The 17,977-nt window shown below is 68.5% G+C and carries 13 protein-coding genes; 6 read left to right on the top strand and 7 right to left on the bottom strand.

What is annotated here, in order from left to right:
- Positions 1-9 precede the first annotated feature (9 nt).
- The 6 genes from PX52LOC_RS17585 (at position 10) to PX52LOC_RS17560 (ending at position 6,715) form a co-directional block, all read left to right on the top strand.
- Positions 10-1,653 carry an FAD-dependent oxidoreductase gene (locus PX52LOC_RS17585; protein ID WP_149111333.1) on the top strand — a complete coding sequence of 548 codons (1,644 nt, stop codon included), beginning with the start codon at positions 10-12 and terminating at the stop codon, positions 1,651-1,653.
- A 307-nt stretch (positions 1,654-1,960) separates the two neighbouring features.
- Positions 1,961-3,223 carry an ergothioneine biosynthesis protein EgtB gene (gene egtB, locus PX52LOC_RS17580; RefSeq protein ID WP_149111332.1) on the top strand — a complete coding sequence of 421 codons (1,263 nt, stop codon included), beginning with the start codon at positions 1,961-1,963 and terminating at the stop codon, positions 3,221-3,223.
- Positions 3,220-4,167: an L-histidine N(alpha)-methyltransferase gene (gene egtD / locus PX52LOC_RS17575; protein ID WP_149111331.1), complete on the top strand. Its 948-nt coding sequence runs from the start codon at positions 3,220-3,222 to the stop codon at positions 4,165-4,167. Before egtB ends, egtD begins: the two co-directional genes overlap by 4 nt.
- A gap of 21 nt (positions 4,168-4,188) precedes the next feature.
- Positions 4,189-4,470 carry a DUF427 domain-containing protein gene (locus tag PX52LOC_RS17570; RefSeq protein ID WP_149111330.1) on the top strand — a complete coding sequence of 94 codons (282 nt, stop codon included), beginning with the start codon at positions 4,189-4,191 and terminating at the stop codon, positions 4,468-4,470.
- Positions 4,467-5,216, top strand: a complete 750-nt coding sequence (locus PX52LOC_RS17565) for an ATP-binding cassette domain-containing protein (protein WP_218575385.1) — start codon at positions 4,467-4,469, stop codon at positions 5,214-5,216. Before PX52LOC_RS17570 ends, PX52LOC_RS17565 begins: the two co-directional genes overlap by 4 nt.
- A complete protein-coding gene (locus tag PX52LOC_RS17560; RefSeq protein WP_149111329.1) occupies positions 5,213-6,715 on the top strand; it encodes a glycine betaine ABC transporter substrate-binding protein in 1,503 nt (500 codons plus the stop codon). Before PX52LOC_RS17565 ends, PX52LOC_RS17560 begins: the two co-directional genes overlap by 4 nt.
- 186 nt (positions 6,716-6,901) lie before the next feature.
- On the opposite strand, the gene PX52LOC_RS17555 is transcribed toward PX52LOC_RS17560, so the two are convergent.
- Genes PX52LOC_RS17555 through PX52LOC_RS17525 form a run of 7 tightly spaced genes read right to left on the bottom strand, consistent with a single transcriptional unit; the run spans position 6,902 to position 17,861 of the window.
- Positions 6,902-9,841: a response regulator gene (locus PX52LOC_RS17555; protein ID WP_149111328.1), complete on the bottom strand. Its 2,940-nt coding sequence runs from the start codon at positions 9,839-9,841 to the stop codon at positions 6,902-6,904.
- Positions 9,841-10,902, bottom strand: a complete 1,062-nt coding sequence (gene cheB / locus PX52LOC_RS17550; RefSeq protein WP_218575383.1) for a chemotaxis-specific protein-glutamate methyltransferase CheB — start codon at positions 10,900-10,902, stop codon at positions 9,841-9,843. The genes PX52LOC_RS17555 and cheB overlap by 1 nt, the downstream gene beginning before the upstream one ends.
- A complete protein-coding gene (locus tag PX52LOC_RS17545) occupies positions 10,899-13,670 on the bottom strand; it encodes a hybrid sensor histidine kinase/response regulator (protein WP_149111327.1) in 2,772 nt (923 codons plus the stop codon). The genes cheB and PX52LOC_RS17545 overlap by 4 nt, the downstream gene beginning before the upstream one ends.
- Positions 13,667-15,271 (bottom strand): methyl-accepting chemotaxis protein, encoded by a 1,605-nt coding sequence (locus PX52LOC_RS17540; protein ID WP_149111326.1) that lies wholly within the window; start codon positions 15,269-15,271, stop codon positions 13,667-13,669. Before PX52LOC_RS17540 ends, PX52LOC_RS17545 begins: the two co-directional genes overlap by 4 nt.
- Before the next feature lie 60 nt (positions 15,272-15,331).
- Complete coding sequence (locus PX52LOC_RS17535; protein WP_149111325.1) at positions 15,332-15,904, bottom strand: chemotaxis protein CheW; 573 nt, start codon at positions 15,902-15,904, stop codon at positions 15,332-15,334.
- Positions 15,901-17,307 carry a CheR family methyltransferase gene (locus tag PX52LOC_RS17530; RefSeq protein WP_149111324.1) on the bottom strand — a complete coding sequence of 469 codons (1,407 nt, stop codon included), beginning with the start codon at positions 17,305-17,307 and terminating at the stop codon, positions 15,901-15,903. Before PX52LOC_RS17530 ends, PX52LOC_RS17535 begins: the two co-directional genes overlap by 4 nt.
- Entirely contained in the window at positions 17,304-17,861 is a 558-nt protein-coding gene (locus tag PX52LOC_RS17525) for a chemotaxis protein CheW (RefSeq protein WP_149111323.1), read from the bottom strand. Before PX52LOC_RS17525 ends, PX52LOC_RS17530 begins: the two co-directional genes overlap by 4 nt.
- Positions 17,862-17,977 lie beyond the last annotated feature (116 nt).

Genomic DNA, 17,977 nt, shown 5'->3' with positions numbered 1-17,977 from the left:
GGTGCCGGTATGGTTGCGGGAATCGAAGACTTGACCTTCCCGAAGCTCACGCCGGCGGAACTGGACCTCCTCCGGCCGTTCGCGGTGTCGGTCGCGTTCGCTGACGGGGATATCGTCTTCCGGGCCGGCACGGCCGAACTCGACCTGTTCGTCGTAACGGACGGGGCAATCGAGATTCGCAACCCGGCCGACGGTGATGCGGTCGTCGCCACCCACCCCACCGGCGGGTTCGCCGGGGACATTGACCTTCTGACTGGGCGGCCGACGGTCGTGAGTGGCCACGCGAAAGGGGCGACGCGCGTCCTGCGGGTGCCGCACGCCATGGTCCGCGGCCTGCTCAACCGCGTCCCGAGCTTCGGAGAGAAACTGATCGTCGCCTTGACGCGCCGCCGGGAGGCGCTGTCGATGGCCGGCAAGCTCGGCATCACCGTCCTCGGGTCCGGGCATTGCAAGGACACGAACCTCGTGCGCGAGTTTCTGCACAAGAACTTCGTCCCGTTCCGCTGGGTCGATTCGGAGACCGACGCCGGCCGGGCGGCACTTGCGAATCAACCGCCCGCCTGCAAGAAGCCCGTCGTCGATTGCGGGAGTAAACAGGTTCTCTTCAACCCGACGCTCCGCGAACTCGCGAAGTGCGCCGGCATCTGGCGGGCGTGCCCCGGCGAACGAGTGGACTTGGCGGTCGTCGGGGCCGGACCGGCGGGGATTGCGGCCGCCGTGTACGCCGCGTCCGAGGGGCTGTCCACCCTCTTGCTCGATCGCCTCGGGCCGGGCGGACAGGCGGGCGGGTCGTCGAAGATCGAGAACTTCATCGGCTTTCCGGCCGGACTGAGCGGAACGGACCTGGCCACCCGTGGGGTGCTTCAGATGCTCAAGTTCGGGGCGAAGATGGCGGCCCCCGTCACGGTGGACCGGGTCGAAGTGCCGGCCGACATCCGCGAGCCGCGACGCTTGCACCTGGATTGCGATACGGTCATCCAGGCCCGCGTCGTCCTCATCGCCACGGGCGTGGGGTGGCGGAAGCTGCCGGCGCTCGGCGCGGAGCGATTCGAGGCGGCGGGGATTCACTACGTCTGCACGGCGGTGGAAGCAGTCCTATACGACGAGTCCGACGTGGCCGTGGTCGGCGGCGGGAACTCGGCCGGGCAGGCGGCGATGCACTTGGCCGAGTGCTGCCGCACCCGGCGCGTGCACTTGGTCGTGCGCAGCCCCCTCGACAAGTCGATGTCAGACTACCTGGTCAGCCGCATCCGTGGGACCGCCAACATCTGCGTGCACGAGGGATCGGCGATCACCGAAGTCGAGGGCAATCACCGCCTCGAATTCGTGCACATCGAACGCACAGCGAGCGGAGAGCGCAACCGACTGCCGTGCGCCGGCGTGTTCGTTTTCATCGGGGCGGACCCGGCCGTTGGGTGGCTCCCGCCGGAGATCGCCCGTGACGACCTCGGATACGTACTCACCGGCTCGGACGTTCTGCGATCGGGCCGGTGGCCGGTGGCGGATCGTGACCCCTGTCCGCTGGAGACATCCTTGCCCGGCGTACTCGCGGCCGGGGACGTGCGGGCCGGTTCGACGAAGCGGGTCGGGTTCGCCGTCGGCGACGGGTCGCTCGCCGTCACCTGTACCCACCGGCTGTTATCACAGGGATAATGCCCCCGCTCACGACTTGGCGTTTGGAACGATCCTGGCCTACCAGCAGCAACTCGCAGCGAACGCAGTCGTGAAGGTGCCGGGCTTCTACACGTTGTTCGAACGGTTCCGCAGCAGGAAAGAAACTTCGACCTGAGCCAACGATGCGGCTCAACGCGGCCATCGCAATTCCGCTGAAGGAAATGGCCGGTCGGATGGTATACATTTCTCACACGCGCCTAACATGAGGGCATGCGGCGTGCAGGGGAACCTCCTTCCCGTCGATCCGGAACTTTGAATCCGTCAACGTCTACCGCCCGGAGGTGGGATGTCAGTGCCGATCCAACTGCTCCCCGCTCGGGACGATCTTGCGGCCCGGTTTCGAACCGTGCGGGCGGAGACAGAACGGTTGTGCCTGCCGCTGGCGGCCGAGGACTACCAACTCCAGTCGATGCCCGACTGTAGCCCACCCAAGTGGCACCTTGCGCACACGAGTTGGTTCTTCGAGACGTTCCTCCTCGCGGAGCGGGTGGCGGGCTTTCAGCCGTTCCACCCGCGGTTCAACTACCTGTTCAACTCCTACTACGACGCGGTCGGCAAGCGCTGGCCCCGGTCGGCCCGCGGGCTGTTGTCACGGCCGACCGTCGCCGAGGTCTACGCCTACCGTCGGGCCGTGGACGAACAGATGCTCGCCTTCATCGCGACAACCGATGACCGTACCCTCGCCGCGGTCTCGCCGCTGATGGAACTGGGGCTGAACCACGAGCAGCAGCACCAAGAGTTATTGCTGACGGACCTGAAGCACGCATTCGGGCTGAACCCGTTGCGACCGGCCTACGCCGCGGCGCTCTACGAGCGACCGAACGGCAACATTCCGGCAGTGCAGTGGGAGGCACACTCGCCCGGCGTTCGGCAGATCGGTCACGCCGGCGGTGGGTTCGCGTTCGACAACGAAGGGCCGGCCCACAACGTCTACGTGCACGGGTTCGAGATCGCGTCGCGATTCGTGACCAATGGCGAGTTCCTGGACTTCATCATCGACGACGGCTACGACCGGCCCGAATTCTGGCTGTCCGACGGCTGGGCGGCGTGCCGTAAGAACGAGTGGAAGGCTCCGCTCTACTGGGAGCGAGACGGTTCCGGCTGGTCGCTGTTCACCCTCCGGGGCATGAAGCCGCTCGACCCGGTCGAGCCGGTCTGTCATGTCAGCTTTTACGAAGCTGATGCGTACGCCCGATGGGCCGGTGCCCGTTTGCCGACGGAGGCGGAGTGGGAGACGGCGGCCGCAGCGGAACCAGCCGGGAACTTTCTAGACTCCGGGCGACTACACCCGGCGGCCGGCGGCGACTCGTTCTACGGCGACGTGTGGGGGTGGACCGCGAGTCCGTACGCCGCGTACCCTGGCTACCGCCCGGCGGCCGGCGCGATCGGCGAGTACAACGGCAAGTTCATGTGCAACCAGATCGTCCTCCGCGGCGGGTCGTGCGTGACGCCGGCCGGGCACGTTCGCCCGACGTACCGCAACTTCTTCCCGCCCGACGCCCGTTGGCAGTTCTCCGGCCTCCGACTCGCGAAGGACGCTCCCGCATGACGACCACCCGTGCCGCCTCACGGACCAGCGACTTCCGAACGGACGTCCTCCTCGGCCTCTCGCTGCCCCAGAAACGGCTGCCGTCGAAGTACTTCTACGACGCGGTCGGGTCACGACTGTTCGACCAGATCACGAAGCTCGACGAGTATTACCTGACCCGGACCGAACTGGCGATCATGCGGGCGAACGCCGCGGCGATGGCCGCCCGGTGTGGGTCGAAGTGTCTTCTGATCGAACTCGGCGCGGGCAGCCTGGTGAAAGCTCGATTGCTGCTCGACCGTCTTGACCGCCCGGCCGGGTTTGTGCCGGTGGACGTGTCGGGCGATCACCTGCGGGCCGCTGCGAATGAGTTAGCCGCCGAGTATCCCGCTCTGGCCGTTCACCCGACGGTCGCCGACTTCACCCGGCCGTTCGAGGTCCCGCGGGTGCCGGCCGCGCGGCCGGTGATTTACTTCCCCGGCTCGACCATCGGCAACTTTGACCCCTCGGAGGCCGACACCCTGCTCCGGCACATCGCACGGCTGGCCGGCCCCGCCGGCGGATTGCTACTCGGCTTAGACCTTCGAAAAGCACCGGCGGTCCTCGGCCCGGCGTATAACGACGCACAAGGCGTGACCGCGGCGTTCAATCGAAATCTGTTGGTGCGGATCAACCGGGAACTCGGTGGTGATTTCGACCCGGCCGCGTTTCACCACACGGCCTTTTACAACCTGGACCAGTCGCGGATGGAAATGCACCTAGTCAGCGCCACCGACCAACAGGTGCGCGTGGGCGACCGGGTGTTCCCATTTCGTGCGGGCGAGTCGATCCACACCGAGAACTCGTACAAGTACGACCTCGCGAACTTCACTCGCCGGGCGGCGGGGTGCGGCCTGCGAGTCGAGGAAACGTGGACCGACGCGGACCGCTACTTCGCAGTGTTGTTCTTGTCCGTAGTCGGCTGACCTTCATTTGAGGAGAGTGTCATGAAGGCGATCTGGAACGGGGCCGTGCTGGCCGAGTCTGACGCAACGGTCGTGGTCGAGGGGAACCACTACTTCCCGTCGGCCGCGATCCACACCGAGTTCTTCAAACCGAGTGACACGCACACCGTCTGCGGGTGGAAGGGCACGGCCAGCTATTACACGCTCGACGTGAGCGGGAAACAAAACCCGGACGCCGCCTGGTTCTACCCCGAGCCGAAAGACGCGGCGAAGCAAATCGCCGGATACGTGGCCTTCTGGAAGGGCGTGACGGTGGAGGCGTGAGCGAGGCGGCGTTCGCGCTCGACAGCGTGACGAAAGTCTACGCGGGCCGGTCCGCTCTTGGCCCACTCTCGCTCGACGTGCCGGCCGGCCGCACGACGGTTCTGATCGGCCCGAGCGGGTGCGGGAAGTCGACGCTGTTGCGGCTGCTCATCGGGCTGATCGAACCGGACGCGGGGACGGTCACGTTCGATGGTACGCAAGTCACGCCCGCGACTGCCCGGGCCGTGCGATTGCGGACGGGGTACGTGATTCAGGACGGCGGCCTTTTCCCACACCTGACCGCCCGCGGCAACGTCACCCTGATGGCCCGACACTTGGGCTGGGAACAGCCGCGGATCGACGCACGCCTCGGGGAACTGGCCGACCTCACGCGGTTCCCTACCGACGGTTTGGACCGTCGCCCACAACATCTCTCCGGCGGTCAACGCCAACGGGTTGGCTTGATGCGTGCGCTCCTGTTGAACCCCGACGCCCTCCTGTTCGACGAACCCCTCGGCGCGCTCGATCCGCTCGTGCGGGCCGATCTCCAGGCCGAACTGCGGGAGGTGTTCCGCACACTCGGCAAAACGGTGGTTCTGGTCACGCACGATCTCGGCGAGGCCGCGTACTTCGCCGACCACCTCGTGCTGCTTCGCGACGGCCAGATCGTCCAACAGGGTAGCCCCGCGGACTTGTGGCGGCGACCCGCCGACCCGTTCGTCACCCGGTTCGTGCAGGCCCAGCGCGGCCCGGAGGTTCCCGCGTGACACGAACCTGCGTTCTCATCCCCGCCGTCCTCGGCCTGCTCGCCGGGTGTTCCGGTCCGAAATCGAAGCCGGTCGTGATCGGCGATAAGAAGTTCACCGAGTCGATCATCCTCGCCGACATGGGCGTGCAACTCGCGCGGCAGACCGGCGTGAAAGCCCACCGGGAAGACCTCGGCGGCACGCCGGCGGTGTGGCTGGCCCTCACGCAGGGGGATATCGACGCCTACGTCGATTACACGGGGACGATCGAGCGGGAGATTCTTCAGGTCCAGCCCGCGGACGTTTCCGCCACACTCGCCGCGCGGGGCGTGCGGATGAGCCGGTCGCTCGGCTACAGCAACAACTACGCCCTCGCGATGCGGAAGGACGTGGCCGCGGCGAAGAGCGTCACGAAAATTTCCGACCTCGCACGTCGGGACCTCGCCGACCTGCGGTGCGGATTTATCCCTGAATTCGTCGACCGCACGGACGGCTGGCCGGGTCTGAAACAGCACTACGGGCTACCCCAGACGAGCGTCCAGACGATGGTCCACACGCTCGCGTACAAGGCCCTCGTAGAGAAAGCCATCGACGTGACGGAAGTCTACACCACCGACGGCGAGATCGCGCAACACGACCTCCTCGTGCTGGCCGACGACCGTCATTTCTTCCCGGCCTACGAAGCCGTCTGGTTGTACCGGGCTGACCTGGAAGTACGGCACCCCGCCGTCGTGGAACAACTGCGACGGCTGGAAGGGCACATCGCCGAAGTCGAGATGCGACGGATGAATACCCGCGCCCAGGGTGAACGAAAGGAAGACGAGCGGAAGATCGCGAGCGAGTTCCTGTCCTACGCCCTCGGCGTCGCCCCATCCGCCGTGCCCGAGTCGACGGACGATTCCCTCGCCGGGCGAGTGTTGCAGACGACGTACGAGCACTTGCAGCTCGTCGTCCCGTCGCTGTTCGCCGCGGCGTTGGTCGCCGTGCCGCTCGGGGTGGTGGCCGCCCGCCGGCCGACGCTCGGAAAGGTCGTGCTCGCCGCGACTGGCGTACTGCAAACGATCCCGTCGCTCGCGCTGTTGCTGTTCATGATCCCGGTGATGATGGCCCTCGTCGGAAAAGGAATCGGTGCCCCGCCCGCGATCGCGGCCCTCTTCTTGTACAGTCTGTTGCCGATCGTCCGCAACACCCACACCGGGTTGACGGGCATCCCCGCGTCGCTCCGCGAGTCGGCCGTCGCTCTCGGCCTGCCCCCGTGGGCGGCGCTCTGGCGTGTCGAGTTGCCGCTCGCCGCCCCGACGATCCTCGCCGGCATCCGAACGGCCGCCGTCATCAACGTCGGCACGGCAACACTCGGCGGATTCATCGGGGCGGGCGGATACGGCCGGCCGATTCTCCGCGGCATCGACAAAGGCGATACCACGCTCATGCTCGAAGGCGCGATCCCGGCTGCCGTCCTCGCTTTGACCATCGAGGCCCTCTTCGGGTTGGTCGAGCGAGTCGTCGCCCGTCGCGGGTGAGAGCCTCAAGCGAATCGCGTGGGGCATACCGGCCGCGATCGGACAAGGTGGAGCACAAGGACGTTGTCGAAGTGATGCCGGACAACCGCCGCCCGTCAAAACCTGCAGGATGACGCTTGAAGGCCGGGGTTGTCGGAGGTTCGCGAAATTCAGCGAACGGCGAGTCGTCGACGACGGGTATCGTGGTCACGCCGGTCCGCCTGCGATGCCCATCGGCTCCCCGGCTCGTTCGCTCGCCGCCGAGGCGAACCGGGTCAGTTCCAGGACGAGTTTCTCAAGATCCCCATCCATGGTCGCGATCGCGGCTTCGATGCCGTCCAGTTCGCCCCGCAGGCCCATGCTCTCCAGCCGCGCTGCGGACGCGAGTGCCCCGGACGCGGCGAACGTCGCGAGTGATCCTTTCAGTCGGTGTGCGGCCCGCCCGAGACGGATCGCGTCCCCCGCCGCGGCGGCCGCAAGGAATTCAGCGGACAGGTGCCGGGACTCGCCCACGAATAGGCCGATGAGTTCGATCACGAGCCCGCGGTCGCCGCCGACCCGCTGGAGCACCTCGTCCCAATCGACCGGCGAGGGTGAGGTCTCTCGGGCCGGGCCGAGACGGGTGGGGGCGACAATCCCGGCGATGCCGGCGAGCACCTCGGCGAGTTCGGTCGCCCGCACGGGTTTCGACAAGTACCCGTCCATTCCGGCGGCCAAGCACCGCTCTCGGTCGCCCTTCATGGCGTGCGCCGTCATGGCGATGATCGGCACGTGACCGCCCGTCTCCCGCTCGGCGCGGCGGATCGTCGCCGCCGCCTCTAACCCGTCCATCTCGGGCATCTGCACGTCCATCAGGATCACGTCGAATGGCTCGCGGGCGGCCGCCACGGCCTCCCGACCGTTGTTCGCGACCGTCACGGTGTGGCCCTGCATCTCGAGCAGGCCGACGGCGACCCGCTGGTTCACCAGTCCGTCCTCGGCGAGCAGAACCCGCAGCGATCGGGTCTCCCGAACGGGCACGGCCGGGGCGGCCGCGGCCGGGCCGCTCGCGACCGAGCCGACCGTCTCAAGGATCGCCTCTAACAAGTCCGATTGGCGCACCGGCTTGAGCATGCACCGGGCGATGCCGAGTTCCTGGCGCTGGTCCGGGGACAATGGACTGTCGGCCGACGACAGCATCAACAGGGTACTGCCGGCCAGGATCGGGTTCGCGCGGATGAGCCGGGCCAAGTCGGCCCCGTCCATCCCCGGCATCATCCCGTCGAGGATGGCCAGGCGGTAGGGCGATCCTCCGGCCGCGGCGCGACTCATCTCGTCGAGCGCGGTCCGCCCGCAGTCCACGACCCGTGGCCGCATCCGCCACCCGGCCAGCATCTCCTCCAGGATAATCCGGTTCGTCCGGTTGTCGTCCACCACCAGTACGGCCAACCCGTCCAACACCCCGCCGTCCAGCGCCGGCGTTGGCAAGTCGTCCAACTGGGCCGGTTCGAGGTCCAGTTGGAACCGGAAGGTCGTCCCCACCCCGAGGGCACTTTCGACCACCAGCCGGCCGCCCATGCGGGTGATGAGTTCGTTCGAGATGGCCAGTCCGAGGCCCGTCCCGCCGTACCGCCGCGTAGTCGAGCTATCGACCTGGGAGAATGCTTCGAAGATCACTCCCAACTTATCGGCGGGTATGCCGATGCCGGTGTCCCGGACGGAGAAGTGCAACGCGCCGGCCACGCCCCCCCGCACTTCCACCACCACCTCGCCGTCGGCGGTGAACTTGATCGAGTTGCCGACCAAGTTCACGATCACCTGCCGCAGTCGGCCAGGATCGCCGTGCCAGGCGTCGGGCACGTCCGCCGCGATGTGGCAGGCCAGTTCCAGTCCCTTCTGGGCCGCCCGCAGGCCGAGGGGGTGAACGGCGTCGTCGATCGTGCGGCGGAGGCGGAACGGAATGGCCTCCAGTTCCAGTTTGCCGGCCTCGATCTTCGAGAAGTCGAGGATGTCGTTGAGCAGCCGGAGGAGAGATTCGGCCGACTCTCGCGCCGTCCCCAGGAAGTCCCGCTGCTCGCGGGTGAGCGAGGTGTTCATCAGCAGCTCGATCATGCCGAGGATGCCGTTCATCGGGGTGCGAATCTCATGGCTCATGTTCGCCAGGAACGACCCCTTCGCGGAGTTCGCGCGTTCGGCCGCCTCCTTGGCCGCCCGCAGTTCGTCCTGCGACCGGCGGAGTTCGGCGGCGGTCCGCTCCAACTCCCCCATCAGCACCACGCGAGCCTCGGCCACTTCCTGGGCGGCCCGGGCGCGAAGGGTCTCCAGTTCCTTGTTCTTGAGTTCTTCAAGGATCCGCCGGTTCTCCTCCTGGAAAAACTTCCGGCGGAGGAGCGCCCGGATGCGACCCTTGAGCACGGCCATGTCGTTCGACTTGCCCACGAAATCGTCCGCCCCGGCCTCCAGCGCCCGCGTCAGGTCTTCCTTGTTCTCCCGGCCGGTGAGCATGAGGACCGCGATCGGGCTGTCGATCGTGTTGCGAAGTTGATTGATCTGGCGGCATACCTCGATCCCGTTCAGTCCGGGCATGACCAGGTCGACCAGGACGCAGTCGAACGGCTCCCGGCGGAGCCGTTCCAGCCCCTCCGGCCCGTCGGTCGCCCGCTCGATCCGGTAGCCCTCCTTGCTGAGTTCGACGGCCAGGTATTCCAGGTACGTCGGGCTGTCGTCGATGGTCAGGAGGCGGGCGTGGCGGAAGTGGGTGTCGGCCCGGCCGAGGATGGCCGCCTGCGTGGGGGCCTTCTGGAGCAGGGTGCGGATGCGGAGCAGCAGAATATCCGTGTCCACCGACTTCGGGACGAAGTCGTCGGCCCCGCTCTCCAGGCCGTGGAGTTGGGCCTCGTCGGTGTCGTCCGTGGTCATCATCAGGACGGGGATGCCGCGGGTGTCGATGTTCATTCGAATGCGGCGACACAACTCGTCCCCGCGAATCCCCGGCAGGTAATAGTCGAGCAGGATCAGGTCGGGGAGGCCGCGGTCGATTTCGGCCATCGCCTGCTCAGCGGTCGCCGCCCAGACCACCTCCCACCCGGCCTTGCCGAGCGCGTGCTGGAACTTGATCGCCTGGGTCCGCGAGTCTTCGACGAGCATAATCCGGTGTGGGCGGTCCATCACGCCTCCCCTTTCCCGGCGACCAGTTCCAGCACCCGCGGGGCGATGCCCGGGAGCGGCAAGGACTCGCACGCCCCGCCGAGCCGGACCGCAGCCGCCGGCATCCCGTACACCACCGAGGTCGATTCGTCCTCGGCAATCGTATACCCGCCGGCCGACCGCAGTTCCCGCAGGCCGTCCGCCCCGTCTTCCCCCATGCCGGTGAGCAACACCCCGAGTCCGGCCCGCCCCGCGGATCGGGCCAGCGAGCGGAACAGCACAGTCCCCGACGGCCGCTGGTGACAAACGGGTGGGTCGTGGGCCACCTCCAGCCGGTTGCCCGCGACCCGCAAGTGGCAGTCGGCCGGAGGGAGGTACGCCACGCCGGGACTCGCGACTTCCCCGTCGGAGGCGATCCGCACCGGCCACCCGGTCACGTCCCCCAGCCAATCGGCGAACCCGACCAGAAAGCACGGGGTGATGTGCTGAACGACGACCACCGGGAGGGGGAAGCCCCGCGGTAGCCCGCCGACCAGTTGCGTCAGGGCCGCCGGCCCGCCGGTCGAGGCGACGACGCCGAGCACGCGAAACACCTGCCCCGGCGTAGACGGCTGGGGCGGCCGGGCCAGGGCCGGCGTGGTGTGTTCCACCCCCCGGTTGAATCTCTGGCGAATGACCCGGACCTGGCTCATGTTGACGAGTTGCTCGCAGAGCCGCCGCGACAGCACCTCGTACTGCTGGTGGGCCAGTCCGACCGGCTTCTCGACCACCGCCAGGGCACCGGCCCGGAGGGCGTTCATCGAGATCTTCAGGTCGTCCGCCTCGACGCTCGCGGAGACGACGACGATCGGCGTGGGCCGCGTGCTCATGATCCGCCGGGTGGCCTCGAACCCGTTCATCCCGGGCAGCCGGATGTCCATCGAAATGATATCCGGGGCCGCGTCGGCGAGGACGCGGAGGGCCTCCTCGGCGGACTCGACGGCGGCGACCACCTCGAGCCGCGGGTCGCGGCCGATGAGGTCCCGCAGCAATTCGCGGACCACCCGGGAGTCCTCGACGATCATCACCCGAATCTTGTTCATAGGATTTGCCGGATCGTCTCCAGTAACTCCTCGTGGTCGAACTTCCGCTTCACGATGTAGGCGTCCGCCCCGAGGGCCATCCCCCGTTCCTGGTCCTCCCGCTTGGCGAGCGAGGTGACGACGATCACCGGGAGCCGCGCCAGCCGGGGGTCTTTCTTCATCTCGGCGAGCAGTCCGAACCCGTTTAGCCGGGGCATCTCAACGTCGGTGATGACCAGGTCGGGCAACTCGGTCCGGAGGGCGGCCAGGGCTTCCATGCCGTCCACGGCGATCCGGACCGTGTACCCGTGGACTTCGAGGATGCTCTTCTCCAGGGTCCGCGTGGTGAGGGAGTCGTCCACCACCAGGACCGTCGGGGGCTTCTTCACACGCAGGGCGGGCACAATCGGTTGGGCCGGCCGGTGGGCCGCGGCGTCGGTCATCAGTTCGGCCGGATTCAGCACCAAGGCGACGGACCCGTCTTCCAGAATGACCCCGCCGGCGAAGGTCGGAACCCGGGCGGCCGGGCCGTCCAACGGCCGCACCATCGCGTCCCGCTCGGCGACGAAGGCGTCCACCACGACCGCCGCCCACCGGCCGCGGGCGCGAAGGACGGCCAACGGAGTCGTGTCGTTCGTGGCCGGCGGCTCGCCATCCGCGCCGAGCAATCTCGCCAAATCGACGACCGGCACCGGCCGGCCGCCGCCGAGGAACATCGGCTTCCCTTCCACCGGGGCCGTGTCGCCGGGAGCGGCTCGGACCAGCCGGTCGATGGCGTCGGCCGGGATCGCGTACGTCCGCCCGCGGCAGGAGACGAGGAGCACCCGCCGGGTGGAGACGGAAAGCGGGACGGTGAGCACGATCCGGGTGCCCGGGCCGTCAGCCGGGAGCACTTCCACGTCGCCCTGGAGGCGGGCCACGGCTTCGTGAACCACCGAAAGCCCCATCCCCCTGCCGGCCGTCCCGGTCACGGCGGCCGCGGTCGAAAACCCGGGTTCGAAGATCAGGCGGGCGAGTTCGTCCGCCGACCGCCCGGCGACTTCTGCGGCGGTCAGAAGGCCCCGACGGACGGCGGTTTCCCCGACCGCCCGCGGGTCGATGCCCCGCCCGTCATCCTCGACCCAGACCCGCAGGCGGTTCCCGGCGGCCTCCAACCGAAGGGCCACCCGGCCGGTCGCCGGCTTCCCCGCGGCCGCCCGCTCCGCCGGCCGTTCGAGGCCGTGGGTGACGGCGTTGGCGAGCATGTGCATCAGCGGGTCTTTAAGGGCCTGGAGAACCTCTCGGTCGGCTTGCAGGTCTAGCCCGACGGCCCGGAACTCGACCTCCTTGCCCGCGTCCCGGGCGAGGTCCCGGACCATCTTCCCGAACCCCTGGAACGTGCCCTCGGCGGTCGCCATTCGCAAGACGCGGGCGTCCCGGTGGACCTGTCCGCCGAGTTGGCGGAGCGCCCACGCCCCGCGGCGGTGGTCGCGGCGAAGCCCGCGGGCCGTCTTCCCCAGAGTCTTGACCTCCTGTTCGACGAACGCGAGGTAGCGGGCGACGCGGGCGAACTCGGGGGATGCGGCGAGTCGTCGCAGTTCCGCCGCAGCCCCGCCGCGGACCGCCGCCCATTCCCGCCCCAGGCCCGAAAGCCGGTGGTCGAGGGCGGCCAGGTCGCGGCCGACGATCCCTTGTTGCAGGGCCTCCGCCCGAAGTTGGGCGGCCGACCGGAGCAAACGGTCCAGGTAACCGGCACCGACGCGGACCGTATCGTCGGACGGCGGCGGGCGGGGAACAGCGGGCGGCGGGGAAGAAGAACCCGGCCGCTCCACCGCGCTTTCCCGGCCGGCGACCGGATGGCCGACCCAGTCGTCCTGCGGGGCTCCCCCGATCACCTGTTCGATCGCCGCCTGCGCCGCGGCCGATTCGGGGGCGGCCTGCCCGGTGCCGAGTACGGCGACCGTGTCCTCGATCACGTCCAACCCGAGGCGGACCGCCCGGAGTAACGCCGGGGTCGTGCCGAGGGTTCCCTCCCGGACCCGGGCGAAGAGTGTCTCCATCCGGTGGGCCAGTGCCTCGACCGCACCGGCCTCGGCGATGCGGGCCGCCCCCTTCAGGCTGTGCGCCCGGCGGAAAGCGTCGTTCACCCAGTCCGCCGGCGGGTTCCCGCTCTCGAACGCGGTGAGGACCGCCCGGATGCCTTCGAGGTGCTCCACGTGCTCGGCCCGAAACGCCGCCCGCAGCCGGTCCGTCAGATCGTCGGAGTTGTCTGCCGGCGGCCGGCTTTGTTCCCTCCCCCCTTGGGGGGGAGGGTTAGGGTGGGGGGTAGAACCTGCATCCGGAGGGGGAAGGCTATCTCCCGACACGGTCTGGCTCACCCCCCTCCCTGACCCTCCCTCCCAAGGGGGGAGGGAACCCGAGGTCACTGCCGGGGGCAGAGAAGTTTGCCCGATCGCACTGAGGACCGCGTCGAGCGAGTTGTACACACCCGCCGATGGTGGGGTGGTGCCGCCGGCCGCCCAGGCTTCCGTCGCGTCGAGGGCGGCGCGGGCGGCGCCGCGGGCGTCCGGCCCGAGGGTCAGGGTTCCCTTGCGAACGCGGCCGAGGATCGTTTCTAGTCGGTGGCCGACTTCGCCCACCGCGTCCAGATCGCAGGCCCGGGCGGCGGCCTTGAGGCTGTGGGCCATCCGGAACGCCTCGTTCACGTCGACCGGCCCGCCCGCCTCGCCGAAGAAGGCCCGCAGCCCGATCAGGTACTCGGCGTGCTCGGTCCGGAAGGCCGCCCGGAGTTCTTCCTCAAGGGAACTCACAGCTTGTACCTCCCGACCGCCTCGTTCAACGCCCGGCCGAGCGCGGTGAGGTTGGCGGCCGCCGCTTCCAGTTGGGTGGTGGAAGCCGCCGTCTGAGAGGCCGCCTGGCGGATGTCGCGCATCCCCTGGGCCACCTGCTCGAAGCCGATTTGCTGCTGCCCCCCTGCCCCGACGATCTGCTCGAACGCCCGGACGCTTTCCACCGTTGTCTCCGCCAGTTGCCGGATCGTCTGCTCGGTCACGTCAGCCTGCTGCTTCCCCGCCTCGACCCGCTTGACCGCCTCCTCGGTGAGCATGACCGAGGTGTTGATCCCCTTCTGAATCTCCCCGAGGATGGTCCGGACCTGGACGGTCGAGTCCTTGGCCTGATCGGCGAGGTTCTTCATCTCGTCGGCGACCACCGAGAACCGACTCCCGTGGTCGCCGGCCCCGGCCGCCTCAATGGCCGCGTTGAGGGCCAGCAGGTTGGACCGCTCGGCGATGTCGTTGACGGTGGCGATGATCTCCCCGACCGCCTGAGTCTTCTCGCTCACCCCGACGATGTTCTCGGCGACTTCTTCAACTTGTTCACGAATGGCGGCCATCCCGCGGCTCATTTCCTGCACGGCCCGGCTCCCGGACGCGCTGGCGGCGGACGCGGCCTCGGCGGCGGCGGCCACCTGCTTGGCCTTGCCGGAAATCTGCGCCCCGGACTGGCTGATCTCCTCCATGGTGGTGGTGATCTCCTGGACGGTCGCGGCCTGCTCCTTGGTCCCGGCCGCCTGCTGCTGGACCGACGCCAGGATCTCGGCGGCCGCGCCGCCCAGCGTGGCGGTGACAGAACTGATTCGGCCGGTCAGATCCCGCAGGCTCTTGAGCATCCGGTCGGCCGTGCCCGCGAGTTGGGCGATTTCGTCCGACGACGTGATCGTCAAAGTTTCATCCCGGAGGTCCCCCTCCGCGACCCGACGCGACAGGTCGGTGACGGTCCGCAAGGGGCCGGTGATCCCGCGGGTGATGACAACACCGATAACGGCAACCAAGACGACAGCGACGAGCGACCCGAGCACGATCACCAACTTGGCGATTCGGACGCTCTCCGCCTCGTCCGCAACTCGTCGGTCGAGGAGGTCTCTCTCCTCGGCCTCCATGTCCTGTACCACCCGCCGGATGTCGTCCATCAACTGCTTGCCCCGGCTCAGGTCGATCGTTACCTTCTCGTCCTTGTCCTGCTTTTCGATGTTCGCCCGGAGTACGTCCACCCGGGCGACCAGGAGCGGTTCCAGTGTGTCGAGCCGCCGCTGTTGGTTCGGGTTGTCCGAAGTAAGCTTGCGGATCTCCCGGAACCGATCGGGGTAACGGGTGAGGGCGACGGTGTACGGTTCGAGGAACGACTTCTGCCGACTGATCAGATAGCCCCGTTGCCCGGTCTCGGCATCCTTGAGCAGTGAGAGGAGCGACTCCAACTCTTGTAGCACCTCGTGAGTGTGCGCCACCCAGGCCGCGTTCTCGATGAGTTGCGACATGCTCCGGTACGAAACCGCGCCGACGACCAAGAGGGCGGTCAGCGCGACCGCGAACCCCGCGGCGAGCTTTCGCCCGACGGTCCACTTCGTGCCCATTGCTCTCCCCTTTCCGGTTACGACGTTGTACCGCCTCAAATGCCCGGCTGCCGCCGTGAGTTACTCCTTACCAGACGGACCACGGAAGACCGGGTGGGCGAGGAGGGCGGCGGTGTCCAGAACCCGCAAGCGGTCCGCGGTCACCCCGCGGACGAAGGGCGAATCGGGCCGGGCGTCGGCCGCAAGCTCGATGGTCCGAACGGCCTCGGCGCGATCGACCCGCAGGGCGGCCTCGGCGCCGCGAATGAGGACGACGAATCCCAGGATGTTCGAGCCGGTGACGCCCAGCAATCGGCCCAGGTCGGTGACCGAGCGCAGGTCGCCGCGGACGTTGACGACGCCGACCAGTTCCGACGGGCCGCCCGGCACCGGCGTGCCGCCGTCGAACGGCAGGACTTCGGCCACGTCGCGGAGGTCTACGCCGAACCGCTCCCCGCCGACCTCGACCTCCAGCACGCGGAATCCACTCGCCCGGTCGGCTTCGGTTCGCGGGCGAGCCAGTGCTTCGGCCCGCTCGCGGTAGATCGCCTCCACCCGCTCCGGGCTGAGGACGTGGTCCGCCGCCGCCTCTCGCGCCGCGGCGAGTCGGGTCCGCAGTTGGTCCCAGTCGATCCGCCGGCGTTTCGGAGTCATGGCCCCTCCAGCACAGCGAGGTGCATCCGGATCAGCTTCGTCAACTCGGCAGTCGAGATCCCGTCCCCGTCCGCGTGCGTGACGTTCGGCCCGAGCGCGGCGACGACTTTCAAGGCGTTGCCGAAGGACCGGGCGGCCTCCCCGAGACGCCCGTGCCGCTGGAGGAAGAGGGACAGGTGGTAGTGTGCCAGGGCGTGCGACCGGTCCAGGTAAATCACGCGGCGGAGGGCCCGCTCCGCGTCCGCCGGGCGGCCGAGGTGTTCGAGGACCATCCCGTGGTAGAAGTGAGCCGCGGGGTTCAGGCTGTTGCGGGCGAGGAGTTCTTCACACCCCCGCGCGGCCTCGGCCCACGCCCCGCGATCGGCCAGCCGGCGCACGGCGTCCAGCCCGGTCGGCGCGTTCGCGATGGGTTCGGGCGGGGGCACTCGCGGGGTGAGCATCGCCAAGTCCGTCAGCCCCTCCCAGGGTGCCCATGCGGCGGGGGCACTGGGCGGCGGCTGGACGGTTGGGGTTGGGACCGGCCACATGACGCTCGGTTCCCGAGTCGCCCCGGAGCCGGCGAGTTTCTGATACAGGACCGCACCGCCCGCGTTCACCGTCCGGAACTCGCGGAACAATTCCAGGTTCGGCTCGGAGTGCCCGACCACTAGCCAACCGCCGTCGGTCAGGCTTTGATGGAACTGCCCGATGAGCCGGCGGATGATCTCCGGCCCGAAGTAGATGGTCACGTTCCTGCAGAGGATCAGGTCGAAATCGGCGAGGTCGTGGAGGAGAGACGGGAACGGGTTGGCGACGAGGTTGTGGTACTGAAACGAGACCCCGGCCCGGTATTCCGGGACGAGTTGCCAGGCCGAACCGGCGGGGGTGAAGCAGGCCGCCCGCAGGTCGTCGGGGACGCCGCGGAGAACCCACCCCTCGTAAAGTCCGCGGCAAGCCCGGGCCAGGAACGCCCGGTTGATGTCCGTCCCCACGACGGTCACGTCCCACCCGGCGACGGCCGCGGCGAGGTCGCGGCGGAGCAGGATCGAGATGGAATACGGCTCGGCCCCGACCGAGCACCCGGCGCTCCAGATGCGCAGGCGTCGGCGGTCCCGGTTCCGCGCGATGAGGTCCGGAAACACCACATCCCGTAGTGCCGCGAACGCTTCCCGGTGGCGGAAGAAGAACGTCTCGCCGATCGTCAGGTCGGTAATCAGGGCGTCGAGTTCGGCCTCGCCGTCCGGTTCGTCGGCCAACACTCTCAGGTACGCCCCGCAGTCCGTCACGCCTCGGACGCCCATCCGGGCACCCAACCGGGCCGCCAGGTCGGCATCCTTATCGGCGTAGTAGGCGAGGCCGGTGGCCCGGATCACATAGTCCTTGATCCGCGGAAAGTCCGGGTCGGCGGCCGGGTCGGGGGTCATGTGACCGCCCCCCCGAGGGCCCGCAGGCGTTCCTGCTCCTGGTCCTGGAACTCGGCGAGCACCTGCTGCTCTTTGTCGAGCAGAAGACGCCCCGGGTCGAGGAGCAAAACGACGCGGCCATCGGTACGCGAGACACCGCAAACGCAGCCGTTGAACGATTCGTCGGGGCGGACCGGCACGACGTCGCCCTCGGCCGGCCGAAGGACGCGGTCGACCCGATCGACTCGCACCGCGAGTCGGGGCGTCCCGTGGCGGAGGACCAGGAGCGGCGTGTAGAGATTGGGTGGCTTGCCGGGCAGACCGAGCAAGCGGTCGAGGCGGACGACCGGCACGACGACCCCGGCGAGGTTCAGGAACCCGTCGAGCACCGCCGGCTGGAACGGGGTCTGAGCCAGGCGGGCCATGGGCACCACCTCCTGAACGTCCCCCACGGGAATCCCGTACTCTTGGTCGGCGAGCGCAAACACGAGGATCGGCTGGTACGTGCCGGAACCCAGGGCGTGCGGTCGGGAGCGGGCGTATGTGGCCGCACTGGTCGGTTGGTACGTGACCATCGGGAACCTTCGCCTGCGTGGGTCGTGGCGCGGCGGACTCTGATCGGAAGCCGGTGTCGGGGCTCCCACTCGTGCGAAAGAACTGTTGAGTTTGGATTATTGTCGTCCGCACGGTC

It is taken from the genome of Limnoglobus roseus, assembly GCF_008254045.1.
Classification (GTDB): Bacteria; Planctomycetota; Planctomycetia; order Gemmatales; family Gemmataceae; genus Limnoglobus; species Limnoglobus roseus.
Note: the sequence above shows the minus strand (reverse complement) of the source record. Positions and strands in the feature narration are given on the sequence as shown.